Annotated in this window: 14 protein-coding genes; 6 read left to right on the top strand and 8 right to left on the bottom strand. The window is 30.3% G+C overall.

Annotated features, from left to right (window positions below):
- Positions 1-207 precede the first annotated feature (207 nt).
- From ACLII3_RS08185 to ACLII3_RS08200, 4 genes are all read left to right on the top strand, one after another.
- Positions 208-2,379 (top strand): histidine kinase, encoded by a 2,172-nt coding sequence (locus tag ACLII3_RS08185; protein WP_412983746.1) that lies wholly within the window; start codon positions 208-210, stop codon positions 2,377-2,379.
- A complete protein-coding gene (locus ACLII3_RS08190) occupies positions 2,379-2,744 on the top strand; it encodes a hypothetical protein (RefSeq protein WP_412983747.1) in 366 nt (121 codons plus the stop codon). Before ACLII3_RS08185 ends, ACLII3_RS08190 begins: the two co-directional genes overlap by 1 nt.
- The gene (locus ACLII3_RS08195) at positions 2,741-3,475 is read left to right on the top strand and encodes a LytR/AlgR family response regulator transcription factor (protein WP_412983748.1); all 735 of its coding nucleotides are present in this window, start codon (positions 2,741-2,743) and stop codon (positions 3,473-3,475) included. Before ACLII3_RS08190 ends, ACLII3_RS08195 begins: the two co-directional genes overlap by 4 nt.
- 126 nt (positions 3,476-3,601) lie before the next feature.
- A complete protein-coding gene (locus tag ACLII3_RS08200; protein ID WP_412983749.1) occupies positions 3,602-4,120 on the top strand; it encodes a gamma carbonic anhydrase family protein in 519 nt (172 codons plus the stop codon).
- Here the strand turns inward: ACLII3_RS08200 and murI are convergent.
- The 8 genes from murI to ACLII3_RS08240 all read right to left on the bottom strand — a co-directional run bounded on the left by murI (position 4,117) and on the right by ACLII3_RS08240 (position 12,420).
- Positions 4,117-4,896, bottom strand: coding sequence for a glutamate racemase (gene murI, locus ACLII3_RS08205; RefSeq protein ID WP_412983750.1), 780 nt, complete (start codon positions 4,894-4,896; stop codon positions 4,117-4,119). The two genes, ACLII3_RS08200 and murI, sit on opposite strands and share 4 nt — an antisense overlap.
- 68 nt (positions 4,897-4,964) lie before the next feature.
- Positions 4,965-5,474, bottom strand: coding sequence for an OmpH family outer membrane protein (locus tag ACLII3_RS08210; RefSeq protein ID WP_412983751.1), 510 nt, complete (start codon positions 5,472-5,474; stop codon positions 4,965-4,967).
- 30 nt (positions 5,475-5,504) lie between these two features.
- The gene (locus ACLII3_RS08215; RefSeq protein ID WP_412983752.1) at positions 5,505-6,611 is read right to left on the bottom strand and encodes an OmpH family outer membrane protein; all 1,107 of its coding nucleotides are present in this window, start codon (positions 6,609-6,611) and stop codon (positions 5,505-5,507) included.
- Between the two features lie 145 nt (positions 6,612-6,756).
- A complete protein-coding gene (locus tag ACLII3_RS08220) occupies positions 6,757-9,336 on the bottom strand; it encodes an outer membrane protein assembly factor (RefSeq protein WP_412983753.1) in 2,580 nt (859 codons plus the stop codon).
- A 10-nt stretch (positions 9,337-9,346) separates the two neighbouring features.
- On the bottom strand, positions 9,347-10,087 hold the full coding sequence (locus ACLII3_RS08225) for an isoprenyl transferase (RefSeq protein ID WP_412987906.1): 741 nt from the start codon (positions 10,085-10,087) through the stop codon (positions 9,347-9,349).
- A 1-nt stretch (position 10,088) separates the two neighbouring features.
- Positions 10,089-10,778, bottom strand: a complete 690-nt coding sequence (locus tag ACLII3_RS08230) for a DUF6089 family protein (RefSeq protein ID WP_412983754.1) — start codon at positions 10,776-10,778, stop codon at positions 10,089-10,091.
- Between the two features lie 97 nt (positions 10,779-10,875).
- The gene (locus ACLII3_RS08235; RefSeq protein ID WP_412983755.1) at positions 10,876-11,760 is read right to left on the bottom strand and encodes an NAD kinase; all 885 of its coding nucleotides are present in this window, start codon (positions 11,758-11,760) and stop codon (positions 10,876-10,878) included.
- A gap of 3 nt (positions 11,761-11,763) precedes the next feature.
- Positions 11,764-12,420 (bottom strand): CBS domain-containing protein, encoded by a 657-nt coding sequence (locus tag ACLII3_RS08240; RefSeq protein WP_412987907.1) that lies wholly within the window; start codon positions 12,418-12,420, stop codon positions 11,764-11,766.
- A gap of 90 nt (positions 12,421-12,510) precedes the next feature.
- On the opposite strand from ACLII3_RS08240, the gene ACLII3_RS08245 reads away from it, so the two are divergent.
- Complete coding sequence (locus tag ACLII3_RS08245) at positions 12,511-13,224, top strand: pyridoxine 5'-phosphate synthase (protein WP_412983756.1); 714 nt, start codon at positions 12,511-12,513, stop codon at positions 13,222-13,224.
- Positions 13,224-13,988, top strand: coding sequence for an alpha/beta fold hydrolase (locus ACLII3_RS08250; RefSeq protein WP_412983757.1), 765 nt, complete (start codon positions 13,224-13,226; stop codon positions 13,986-13,988). Before ACLII3_RS08245 ends, ACLII3_RS08250 begins: the two co-directional genes overlap by 1 nt.
- The last annotated feature ends 18 nt before the right edge of the window (positions 13,989-14,006 follow it).

Consider the following 14,006-nt stretch of genomic DNA (forward strand, 5'->3'; position numbering starts at 1 on the left):
TATATCGTTTTTTGAATTAATGATTAAACTTAGATACAGCATTATTTAAATAAAAATCATAATGAGTGACACTTTGGTATAAATTAGTGAAGTAATAACTTGAGTTAGTTAAACATCACTTTTAGGACATGCAAATGAATATTAGAACTAGTTGTGATTTTATAAAACCAAGTAAAGTATGTATGTTTACGATATTAAATTAAAGCTGTGAAACAGATACTTAAATATATTACCTGCATTTTTATATGTTTACTTTATACTACAGTATTATCTCAGGAAGAAAACAGTAATTATCAAAAAGAAAGGTTTACTGTTAAGGGTTTAATTGTAGAGCGTGATTCTAATAAGCCTATATCTAGAGCGAATATAGAAGTTAATGGAGGTTCTTATACTACATCAAATAGCCAAGGTGAATTTAGGATAGAAGTATCCTTAGGAGATGAATTGGTTATTAGACATAGTGGATTTGAAACAGTATATTATATTATTCAAAGTCAGGAAAGAATTAGAGTAGAAGTTGAACCTAGTAGTGAGTCAAAACTTGACTTTAAGATAAGTAAAAGAATAAACCCTGAAGAGTTCGAAAACCTAATTGATTCTTCAAAACAATACATAAAAAAAGATGCAGAAAAAAGCATTTCTTTTATAACACAGGCATTAGTACTTTCAACTTCTTCAAAACAAAATGCATTAATATATGAAAATCTTGCAGATGTTTATTACGAGTGGGAACAGTATGATTTAGCTATTACTAACTATAAAATTAGTCTTCAAAATGTTAAAACTAATAGAGTTAAACTAAAGTTAGCCGACTCTTATGAGAAAAATAAAAACTATCAAGAAAGTATTGATATATTTAATAATATTGAAAAAAAGAAACTTTCTAATTGGCAATTAACAGTCTTGTATGAAAACCTTGGAGATGTATATAATAATATAGGCGATTTTGATTTAGCAATAGAATCTTATACAAAAGGCTTAGATCTAGCTAGAGAACATTTAATAACACCTAAGGTTACAGATTTAAATTCTAAAATAGCCGAAACGTATAATAGAAAAGGTGAGTTAGAGGCTGCAAGAGGATATTTTAGGAACTCTTTAAAACTTGCAGAAAGCGAAAATAAAACAAGAGCAGTTCAAGAAAAGGTTAAGGTTGCAGATTTTCAAAATAAAAATAGAGCTTACGATGATGAAATAGAACTTAGGAAAGAAGCTCTTGAAGTGATAGAAGATATTGAAAATGATTCTTTGTTTGATAATACAAGTGCACTTACACCTCAAAAACAAAACTATAAAATAGGTAATGCATATGCGTTACAAAGAGATTATAATAATGCTATTCCTTATTTAGAAAAAAGTATAAGTGAAGCCGATATTAAAGAAGATTTGGTAGTTAAAAAGGATGCTACAAGAAAGTTAGCAGAAGTCTTTAGAGATGCTGGTGATTTAGAAAAAGCTGTTAATACTTCTAAAGTTTATGAAGGTATTGTGGATGAGTTATACGCAAGGAAAGAACAAGAAATTTCTCAATCCGCACGCTTTAGAAGTGATTTAAAAGACAAGCAGAGTAGAATTACTAGTCTAGAAAAAGATCGTGAAATTTCAGAAAGTAAATACCAATTAACAATTGCAAGAAGTAAAAATCAACAAATGATAATCTACTCTTTAACTGGTGGTTTATTATTGTTGTTAGCTGTGGCTTATTTTATGTTTAAAAACATAAAACAACAACGTTTAAATAATAATTTATTAGCATTAAAATCGTTGCGTAGTCAAATGAATCCTCACTTTATTTTTAATGCTCTAAACTCAGTAAATAGTTTTATTGCTACAAATGATGAACGTACAGCAAATAGGTATTTAACCGATTTTTCACTGTTAATGAGAGCAGTTTTAGAAAATAGTGAGGAAGATTTCATTCCATTAGAAAAAGAAATAGAATTATTACAGTTGTATACTAAATTGGAGCATTTTAGATTTCAAGATAAGTTTGATTATAATATTACTGTAGAAGATAATGTTAAGGTTGAAGAATTTCAAATTCCGCCAATGTTGTTACAACCATATATTGAAAATGCTGTATGGCATGGTTTAAGATATAAAACTGAAAAAGGGAAGTTGCTGATTAATATTTCGCAATCTCAAAAAGATCAAATAAAGATTAGTATTATTGACGATGGTATAGGTCGAGAAAAGTCAAAAACATTAAAAACACAGCATCAAAAAAAGCAAAACTCAAAGGGCATGGGTAATATTAAAAAACGTGTAGCTATTCTTAATAAAATGTATAAGGACAAAGTTGATGTGTTTATTGATGATTATCAAGCTACTCAAGAAGATATAGGGACTAAAGTAGAAGTAACCCTTAAGAAGGACTAATGAAGGTAAGAGTTATATTAATAGTTGTAATAACTTTATTTTTTAGTTGTAAGGCAACTAAAGAAAAAAAAGCTTGTATAGAAAAAGTTGAAACTTATAATGAACTGAATATTTCTACATTTAAAGATTTAAGCAACTACCTTAAATTAGAAGAAGAAACAAGACCTATAAGTTTGTGTATTATTGATGGTCATGTGTTTCAAAAAGATGAGTTAGATGTTTTTTTTAAAACAAAAGGCGATGTAGATATATTATATGCAGCAAAAGTATATGATGCGGATACGACTGGATCATGTGGAACAAGACAAGCAAATCTTATAATTGTTATAAAAACCAACAGTTGTCTTAAAAAATATAATAAATGAAACTAAACGCAATTATAGTAGAAGACGAAGAAACAAGTAGAGAAATATTAAAAAACTACTTAAAAAAATACTGTCCTAACATTAATGTTTTAGGAGAAGCCGCTAATATAGAAGAGGCTTTAGTTTTAATTCGTAATAACGATTTAGATGTTGTATTTCTAGATGTAGAAATGCCTTTTGGAAATGCTTTTGATTTATTAGAAAAAGTAGGCGATATTAATTTTGAAACCATCTTTGTTACTGCTTATAACCATTATGCAATAGATGCTTTAAATGCACATGCTTCTTATTATTTAATGAAACCAATATCTATTGATGAGCTTATTAAAGCTGTAGATTATGTAACCGAAATTAAAACAAAAGAAGATGCATTACAAGACCAAGTATTAGTACCAAAAACTAATGTTGTAAATGGAAAAATAACCATTCCCCAGCAAGACGGTTTTGAAGTGTTAGAAACAGCTAACATTTTGTATTGTAAAGCAGACGATAATTACACCGAAATTTATTTAAACAACAATAAGAAAAAGTTAGTAAGTAAAACCTTAAAATATTTTGAAGAAGCTTTGTTAGGTTCTAGTTTTGCAAGAGTACATAAAAGTTACCTTGTTAATGTTAATGAGGTCGTAAAATATGTAAAAGGAAAAGGAGGAAGTGTGATACTTAGCAATGGCAAAGAAGTTATGGTTTCTGCTTCTAAAAAATCAGATTTACTATCATATTTTAAATAACTCTTTGTTATTCTTAGCATAATGAGGGATCTCTTACACAAAAGCCTAAGATAATTAAAGATGTCACACTGAGCTTTTAGGAGTATTAAGTCAAATAAACAAATCAACAACTAAACAATAAATAAAATGCCAATAATAAAACCAGTAAATGGGAAATCACCACAAATTCCAGAAGATTGTTATGTAGCAGAAAATGCAACTATAGTAGGAGAGGTGTCTATGGGAAGTAATTGTAGTATTTGGTTTAATGCAGTTGTTAGAGGCGATGTGCATTATATAAAAATGGGAGATAAGGTAAACATTCAAGATGGAGCAGTCATTCATGCAACTTATCAAAAATCACCAACTACAATAGGTAATAATGTATCTATTGGTCATAACGCCATTGTACATGGTTGTACAATCCAAGATAATGTGTTAATTGGTATGGGAAGTATTGTAATGGACGATTGTGTTATCGAAAGTAATAGTATAATTGCAGCTGGGGCAGTAGTAAGTAAAAATACTGTGGTAGAGTCTGGAAGTATATATGCTGGCATTCCCGCAAAAAAGATAAAAGATATTAGTCAAGAGCTTATTTCAGGAGAGATTGATAGAATTGCAAACAACTATGTAAAATATTCTAGTTGGTTTAAAGAAGATTAAAAATCTAAATAATCAATATCATAACCTAGACCTAATAATTGTTGCAAAACATCAAGATTACCATTTGTAAAAAAAGTGTTTTTTGATTTTGTATGTTTAGTTGAAAGCAAATTATTTTTCTTTAAAACAGCTTTAGTTTGTCTAGCTACAGCCTCACCCGAATCAATAATTTTAACGCCTTTAGGAAGTAAATCTAATAGTATTGGGATTAAATAAGGGTAATGTGTACAGCCTAATACTAAATAATCAATATTAGTGTCTATCATTGGTTGTAGGTATAGCTTAAGTAAGCTTTTCATTTCATCGGAGTAGAGTTTCCCGTTTTCTATTAAGGGCACAATACCTTCACCTACTTGCTCAATAACATTTATATCACTTGCGAATTCACCTGATGTTTTATGAAACAAAGCACTACTTAATGTGCCTTTTGTGGCTAAAATACCTACGGCTTTTGTTTTACTTTGAAGCGCAGCTGGTTTAATAGCTGGTTCAATTCCAATAAAAGGAACATTAAAGTTGCTTCTTAAATAATCTATAGCATTTGTTGTAGCAGTATTGCAAGCAACCACAATGAGTTTACAGTTTTTATCTAGTAAATACTCCGTATTTTTTTTACAAAGCTCTATAATGCGCTCTTTTCCTTTTGGACCATAAGGAGCATGTATACTATCTGATAAATAAATAGTGTCTTCTTGAGGAAGTACTTTATGAATTTCTTTCCATATGGAAGTACCTCCAACTCCAGAATCAAAAATGCCAATAGGTTGTTTGCTCATATTACAAAAATAAAAAAGCTGTCGTGTTAGGACAGCTTCTTTGATAATATTTTAAAAAGTAAAGTTGTTTAGAATCCTAATTCTTTCTTTACATCAGCCATAAGGTCTTTACCATCTGCTAAAATTACACCTTGTCCTTGTGTAGAATCTAATACATATTGGAAACCTTGTGCTTTAGCTACTTTAATAATTGCTGCTTTAGCATCTTCAGTAATAGGCTTTAATAACTCTAATTCTTTCTTTTGTAAGTCTTGTTGAGCTTGTGCTTGGTATTGACGAATACTTTGCTCCATACCTTGAACTTCTTGTAATCTCTTAGCATTTTCTTCATCTGTTTGTGTTGAAGCTTCAGCGTCGTATTGCTTAATTTTATTCTGAAGTTCAGCCGCCATTCCTTGTATATCTGTTTCGTAAGTCTTAGCTAACTTTTCTAGCTCAGCTTGAGCAGCTTTCATAGCAGGCATTGCTTGAACTAACTCTTGAGTATTAACATGAGCAACTTTACTTTGCGCGTTCATAAAACTAGTACTTCCTATAAAAAGTGCAGCTGCTAATAAAAGGGTTTTTAAATGTTTCATTTTAAATTAAATTATAAATTGTTTTGTCTATTAATTTTTTTTCTTTGTCGATGTTGTATCGTTTTCTTTTGCTTTTTTACGAGCTTCTAATTTAGCTTTTCTTTCTGCTAATATTTTTTTCTTCTTTTCTTCTAATGCTTTTTTACGAGCTTCTCTATCGCTTAATGGCTTTGCTTTTGCTTTTTTATCAGTTGCCTTTTTAGCTGCAGTACTATCGTTAGTTTTTTTAGCAGTTGCTTTTTCAGTTTTTACAGAATCTTTAGCCTTTTCAGTAGTTTTTTTCTCCGTCTCTGTCTCTTCGGCTTTCTTTTCTGTATTACCACCATTTCTAGCTTTTAACTTTTCTTCTCTAGCTTTAGCACGATCTTCTAATATCTTTTTCTTTTTATCTTCAAGCTCTTTTTTCTTTGCAGCTCTTGCATCTAATTGTTGTTGTCTTTTATCGGCAACTAATTTCTCTCTTGCAGCTTTTTTATCTTCTAACGCTTTTTCTCTAGCTTCAGCTTCTTTATTGATAACAGGAACAACATCTTCATCTTCAGCAGCTTGTTTTTCTTTTCTGTTTTGAACTTGTCTTCTTTTAGATGATCGAGTAATTGTACGTAATACTAAATCACTAATGTCATATCTGTCAGCCGAATAAAGCATTACTACATCAGCCGATTTATCAAAAATAAAATCATATCTCTTATTAGCAGCAATATCTTGTACTGCCGAAAAAATTTGATCTTGAATAGGTTGCATTAGTTGTCTCTTTTGAGTAACTAAATCTCCTTCTGGTCCAAATCTTTTTTGTTGATATTCTATTACTTCAGTTTCTTCAATTAAAATTTCTTCTTCACGCTCTTCTATTAACTCTTTTGTTAATAATACACGTTCGTTATTTAACTGTTTCTTTTTTTCTTCAATAGCAGAAAGACGTGTTTCAATTTCTGTTTTCCATTTTTGAACTTTACTGTCTAGCTGTGAAGTTGCACTTTGGTATTCAGGAACATTTTGAAGAATGTATTCGGTATCTATATAACCAATCCTTATACTACGTTGAGCAAAACTATTAAGTCCTAAAAAGAAAGTCAAGGCCAATAAGCAAAGAGCTTTAGCATTTAACCGTTTTGTATTAAAATTTATCGATTTCATCTTATAAATTTTTTATTTATGACGGATTAAAAGCTGCGATTCCGTCAAGAGCGTTAATATTATTCAAATAAACGAAATATATTTTGAAAAATTTTAACACTGCTATTAAATCGTCATTGTATTGATTGAAAATATCGTGCCAAACTTAAAATTGTTGTCCAATGATAAAGTGGGTTTCCCAACCGTGTTTTACAGTTTGTCCAGGTAATGAATCAAATCCATGACCAAAATCAATACCTAATAATCCAAAAGCAGGCATAAATAATCTAATTCCTAATCCTGCAGATCTTTTTAAGTTAAAAGGATCGTAATCTCTAAAGCTGTCATAAGATGCACCACCTTCTAAGAAAGCAAGTCCGTAAATTTTAGCTTGCTGACCTAAAGTAATAGGATATCTTAACTCTAAAGAGAATTTGTTATAAATAGTACCACCATCTTGAGATGATAATGCTTGGTTAGGATAGCCTCTTAAAGCTATGGCTTCACGACCATCTAGACTATAAGTTCCAAGACCATCTCCTCCAAGGAAGAAACGTTCAAAAGGAATAATACCTCTATCATTATTATAAGCACCTAAGAATCCAAATTCTACACTTGGTCTTAAAATTAATTTACCTTTAATTCTTGTAAACCATTCTCCCTTAAACTTAATTTTATAAAACTCTAACCAATTAAAACGCTCTTGGTCAATTTCTCCAATTCTTTCAGAAGCATTATCTCTTAGTTCAATTTCGTCTGGATCAGAACTATTTGCGTATTGAGCAATTATGTCCTCTTGTTCTTCTCTTTCTTGCTTTAATGCTTTATAATCTACATTGTTGAATACTGAATAAGGCGGAGATAGTTTAGCTGAAATACTAAAGTTTGATCCTCCTTCTGGATAAATAGGGTCATTAAAGGTATTGTTTCTACTTAACCCAATTGTGTAAGATAAGTTGTTTGAACTACCATCTCCAAAAGTAAACAAGCCAGTGTTGTAGTTATTTAAATCATAATGTTGAAACCCAATAGACTGAGATAAAACAAAATAATCGTCTGGTTCAGATAATTTTTTTGCTAAACCAACTGAGATTCCTGTAATGTTAAAACTTCTATTTTTATCAGCTTTTCTAGTAGTTGGATTATATAAAAATTGTTTAGTATGCGATAATGAAGTAGAAAATGAAACGGGTTTTTTACCACCTAACCAAGGCTCAGAAAATGAGAAGCTATAAGTTTGATAAAATCTACTTGCCTGTAAACGTAACGCTAATCTTTGACCATCACCCATTGGTACTGGTTTATAAGCTTCTTTTTTGAAAATATCTTTTATAGAGAAGTTATTGAACGATAATCCTAAAGTTCCAATAAATCCACCACCACCATAACCACCTTGTAGTTCTATTTGGCTAGATCCTTTTTCTACAACACTATATTCCATATCTAATGTTCCATCAGTAGGATTTACATTTTTGAAATCTGGAGATATTTGTTGAGCATCAAAGAATCCTAATTGACCAAGCTCTCTTACAGTACGAACAACATTTCTTTTACTATATAATTGTCCAGGGCGTGTTCTTAATTCTCTGTAAATAACATTGTCATTAGTTTTGTCGTTACCTACTACTGTGATATTATTAAAATATGCAGGTTTACCTTCTGTAATTCTAATTTCCATGTCAATGACATTTCCATCAGCACTTACTTCAACTGGCGTAATAGTTGAGAATAAATAACCATTATTTTGATAAAGGTTAGTTAAATCAAAAGCATCTGGATCAGTATTGTCAGCAATTCTTTTTTCCAGTTCAACACCGTTATAAGTGTCACCTTCTCTAATTTTTAAGACCTGATTTAATTGCTCATCTGTATAAACAGTATTTCCTAAAAAGTTGATTTTTCCGTAAGTGTATTTTTCACCCTCTTCTAAATCAATTTTAAGACTAATTGTGTTATCATCATTAATAATAATTGTATCTGAAATAACACGAGCATCTCTATAGCCGTTTTCTTTGTATTTATCAACAATAGCTACTAAATCTTCATCATAGTCAGCTTCAATATACTTTGAACGTTTTAAGAGTCTAATTGGGTTTTTCTTCTTAGTGTTTTTCATAGCTTTTCTAAGCTTTTTAGCACTAAGTTTACTATTACCATTAAAATTGATACTCTTAATTTTTATTTTATTCCCTTTATCTACATCAACAAGCATATCTACGCGTGTCTTTTGTAATGAATCTACAACTTCAGAAGTAGAGATGTTTACTTTTGCGTTTAAAAATCCTTGTTTCTTATATTTGTTAGCAACGTAATTTTTTGTTGTAGTAATTAAGTTTTCGGTAACTTTTACACCAGGATTAAGTTTGTTTTCTTTTATTAAACCATCTATTTTACCTTTTTTTACACCAACAATAGTAGCTTCTTTTAATTCAGGTAAATCAATTAATTCAATTTCTAAAGATACGTTTGATCCTTCAATTTTTGTGATGTAAATTTCAATACTGCTAAATAAGTTTGAACTCCAAAGTTTTTTTATGGCATCGCTTATTTTGTTACCACCAGGTATTGTCACTTGATCGTCTTTTCTTAGTCCAGAATAAGTAACTACGGTTTGAGAACTAAATGTTGTATTTCCAGAAACTGTTATTTCTTCAATAGTATATACTTTTCCATCACCTTGAGCAGTAACAGTAATGTTGCTTAAAAAGAATACTAAGAATAGTAAGTGAGTAATTTTTGTTTTCAATAGTGGTATATTAGCTAAGTTGTTCACTTGTTTTTCCAAATCGTCTTTCTCTTTTTTGATAGTTTATAATGGCTTCATACAAATGTTCGTTTGTAAAATCTGGCCAAAATACATTAGTAAAATACAATTCGGCATATGCGATTTGCCATAATAGGAAATTACTAATTCTTTGTTCGCCACTAGTTCTAATTAATAAATCTACATCTGGCAAATTTCGGGTGTAAAGATGCTGATTTATTAGCGATTCATCAATTTTTTCAGGCGAAATTATATTATTTTTAACTTTAATGCTTATTTGAGTTACAGCATTTATTAGCTCATCTCTAGAACCATAGCTTAAAGCTAGGGTTAAGGTCATTCTGTTATTGTCTTTAGTAAGGTCAATAACATCTGCTAATTCTTTGTGTACTTTTGTTGGTAAGGCTTTTAAGTCACCTATTGCATTAAGTTTTATGTTGTTTTTTTGAAGTGTTTTAATTTCTTTTTTAAGAGATGAAATTAAAAGTTTCATTAAAGTCTGCACTTCAAGTTTTGGTCTGTTCCAGTTTTCTGTAGAAAAGGCATATAGTGTTAAATTTTTAACACCCAACTCTGCGCAGCCTTCTACAGTACGTCTAACTGCTCTAGTTCCATTTTCGTGACCAAAGACTCTGAGTTTTCCTTTTTGTTTTGCCCAACGCCCATTACCATCCATGATTATGGCAATATGTTCGGGTAGTTGTTTTATATTAATATTATCTTTTAAACTCATATTAGAAATTACAATAGCATGGTTTTCTTCCAAAGGTGTAAGTTAAGGTAAACCCTGTAAACATATACCAATCATTATTATTAATGTTTCCAAAACTATGTGTGTCTATTAAATTTTTACTATCAGGAACACTTCCGTCTAGTTCATCCGAGAATGTATAACGTGCACCAATTTCAAAGGCTAAAATTAAATGATCAGTAAATGTGGTTTTATAGCCTATTACCATTGGTATTCCATAAGCCCAACTTTCTGTATTCTCAGAAGTTAATACACCATTGTTAAAAAAGAAATTATCATGTCTTGTCATTGTAATTCCTGTATAGAGATAAGGTGTAGATATGTTTTCTCCATAATGGAGGTTAAAATCAAAGAAGGTAAACTCCATTCCTGCTGATAGTTCAAGAATACTGTTTTTAAACTCATAACCACGTTGTTTTCTTCTTGGATCATCAGATTTTTTATCGATGCCTTCTAAGTTGGTGTAAATTATAGAAAATCTATACGAATGCCTAGGGCTACGATTCCATTTTAAAATACCACCAAAAGCAGGCTCGCTTGGTGCAATGTAGGTAGTGGCACCAACATCTCCAATAAAATTACTTCCTCCAGCAAACACACCAATTTCATATATTTGAGCAGTACTCAAATTATAACATAAAAAGGTTAATATCAATAGGGTTATGTGCTTCATAAAAAATCAAAAGTTCGCAAATATAATAAATAAGATTAGGGTATTATAATTTGTCGTTTAGTATTACTGATAAACAGTATTTAAGGCAATTTATTGTCTAGTTGCGTTTATCTTCTCCCCAGAGTAATTTTTTACGAAGGGTGTCTAAAAAACTTTCATCTTCTAGCTCAATCATTTTTATTTTAAATGATGCTTTTTTGATAATAATAGTTGTGTTATTGTCTAGAGTTGCGATTCTAGAATCTAAGGATACTAAATAGTTGTCTTCTCGACCACTTACTTTTAACTTTATTTCAGTATCACTAGAAATTACCAAAGGTCTAGCGTTAAGGTTATGAGGAGCAATTGGTGTTAATACAATATTGTCTGCCTCAGGCATAATAACTGGTCCTCCACAACTTAATGAATAACCTGTAGATCCAGTTGGTGTTGATACTATTAAGCCATCTGCCCAATATGATGTTAAATACTCATCATTTAAAGATGTCTCTACAGTAATCATAGAAGTAGTGTTTTTTCTACTTACTGCAATTTCGTTTAAAGCAAAATCTAAATCTAGAAGGTCTTTGTTTTCAGGGATGGTTTTAATTGAAAGTAGATTTCTTTCAGAAATATGATATTCACCTTTTAAAATACTATTTATAGCATCTTCTATTTTATCTTTTTGAATGGTTGCTAAAAAACCAAGTCTTCCAGTGTTAATTCCAACAATAGGTATTTCTAAGTCTTTTACAAGTGTTATTGCTCTTAAAATGGTTCCGTCACCTCCAATACTTATTAGTAACTCAAACGAATTGTCTAGTTTGTTAAATGTTTCAAAATCATTGTTTTCAACATTTAGGTTAACTGAATTGACTATAGAAGTATAGAAATCTTCTTGAAAAACAATAGATGCTTTCTTTTGTTTTAAAATTTCAATTAAAGTTCCAATAGAAACTTCGGCATTTTTATTATAAAATTGACCAAAAACGGCTATTTTCATACTTTACAGGTTTAAGTATTTGTTTAAATAGTCTGAACGGTCTTTTAAGCTCTTTAAAAAACTATCTTCCTCATGTCCAGAAACCACATTGTAGCTATAGCGTCTAAAAGTTTGAATAATATCATTTAAACTTGTGTTTCCAATTTTAACTGTAATTTGAGCAACATCATTTTCCATTTTAGAAACAAAAGCACCTAATAATTTACCATTATTTGATTCTACTATTTGGCTAATTTCACTAAATGAATAATCGTTATAACCTTTTTCAATAATAATTATTCCACCAGGCTCGGAGAAAAAAGGAGTTTGGTTAAATTGAGAAATAATATCGTGTAGCTCGTAATAGCCAATGTATTTATTATGTTCATTTAAAACAGGCATAATATTGGTGTCATTTTGAGCAAAAGCTTCTAGTACATCAAGCCATAAAGTATTCTGTCTTACAAAAAAACCTTCAATAGTATAAATAAACTCACTTATAGGTTTTTGAGAGTCAAAACAGTGTACGTCATTTTCAGAAATACAACCTATATATACATCATCCCGTTTAATAGGAATGTGAGAATAGGTTAACTGATTAAATAGTTGTTGTACTTCTCCTATTTTGTTTTCAACCTTAAAGGGTTTTATATCATTTATAATAAACTCACTAAGTGGCATAATATCGTTTATAAGCATATGCAAATTAATCAAAAATATTATACATTAAGCGTAAACTACTTTGTATTTTTGCCAATAAAATTTTAAGATATGACTAAGCTTAGTGTAAATATAAATAAGATTGCAACTCTTAGAAATTCTAGAGGTGGAGATATGCCTAATGTAGTTCAGTTTGCTAAAGATGTTCAAGAGTTTGGTGCGCAAGGAGTAACTATTCATCCACGACCAGACGAAAGACATATAAGATATCAAGACGCTTACGATTTAAAACCAGTAGTTTATACAGAGTATAATATTGAAGGAAACCCAATTTCTAAATTTGTAGATATGGTTTTAAAAATAAAACCAACACAAGTAACATTGGTTCCAGATGCTGTTGATGCTATTACTAGTAATGCTGGTTGGGACACAATTAAGCACAAAGACTTCTTGACTGAAGTTATTAAAGAGTTTAAACAAAATAATATTAGAACATCAATATTCTTAGATCCAGATGTTAAACAAGTTGAAGGTGCTTTAGCTACTGGAACAGATAGGATAGAATTATACACCGAAGCTTTTGCACATGAGTATAGTTTAGATAATACTGAAGCGATTAAACCTTATGTTGCTTGTGCAATTAAAGCAAATGAACTAGGAGTAGGTGTTAATGCTGGACACGATTTGTCTTTAGATAATATTAAGTTTTTTAAAGAGCAAATTCCTGGATTGTTGGAAGTTTCTATTGGACATGCTTTAATATCTGAGAGCTTATACTTAGGAGTTGAAAATGTAATTAACATGTATTTAAATAAGTTAAAGTAGTGCTATTACATTCAAATATTATTGGAGAAGGAAAACCAATGGTTATTCTTCATGGTTTTCTAGGAATGAGCGATAATTGGAAAACTTTAGGTAGGCAGTTTAGTGAACAAGGTTTTGAAGTACACTTAGTAGATCAAAGAAATCATGGAAGAAGTTTTCATAGCGAAGATTTTGATTATGAAGTAATGGTTGAAGATTTAAAGCATTATTGCGAGACTAAAAACTTGAGTGATATTGTTCTTTTAGGGCATTCTATGGGAGGGAAAACTGCAATGCTATTTGGAGCTACACATTCAAATATAGTATCTAAGCTTTTAGTAGCAGATATAGCTCCTCGTTTTTATCCGATACATCATGATGCTATATTAGAAGGGTTATCTTCTTTAGATTTTAGTGTTATTGATACTAGAAAGGTAGCAGATGAGCAATTGTCTCAATATGTACCTGAGTTTGGAACAAGGCAATTTTTACTTAAAAACTTATATTGGGTTGAAAAAGGGCAATTAGGTTTGCGTATAAACTTAAAGGTACTTAAAGAAAATGTTGCTGAAGTTGGCGAAGCATTGCCATCATTTTACAAGTTTAATAAAGACACCTTATTTTTAAGAGGTGATAAAAGCGAATATATTGCTTTGCAAGATGAAGCAATGATTAAAAGGCAGTTTCCAAATGCATCAATAGTTACAATAAGTAATGCTGGACATTGGTTGCATGCCGAAAATCCATTAGAATTTTACAATCAAGTGATGCAGTTTATTGCATAAGTATTTAAAAATCATATT

The sequence above is a fragment of the Pontimicrobium sp. IMCC45349 genome (assembly GCF_047219225.1).
GTDB lineage: Bacteria > Bacteroidota > Bacteroidia > Flavobacteriales > Flavobacteriaceae > IMCC45349.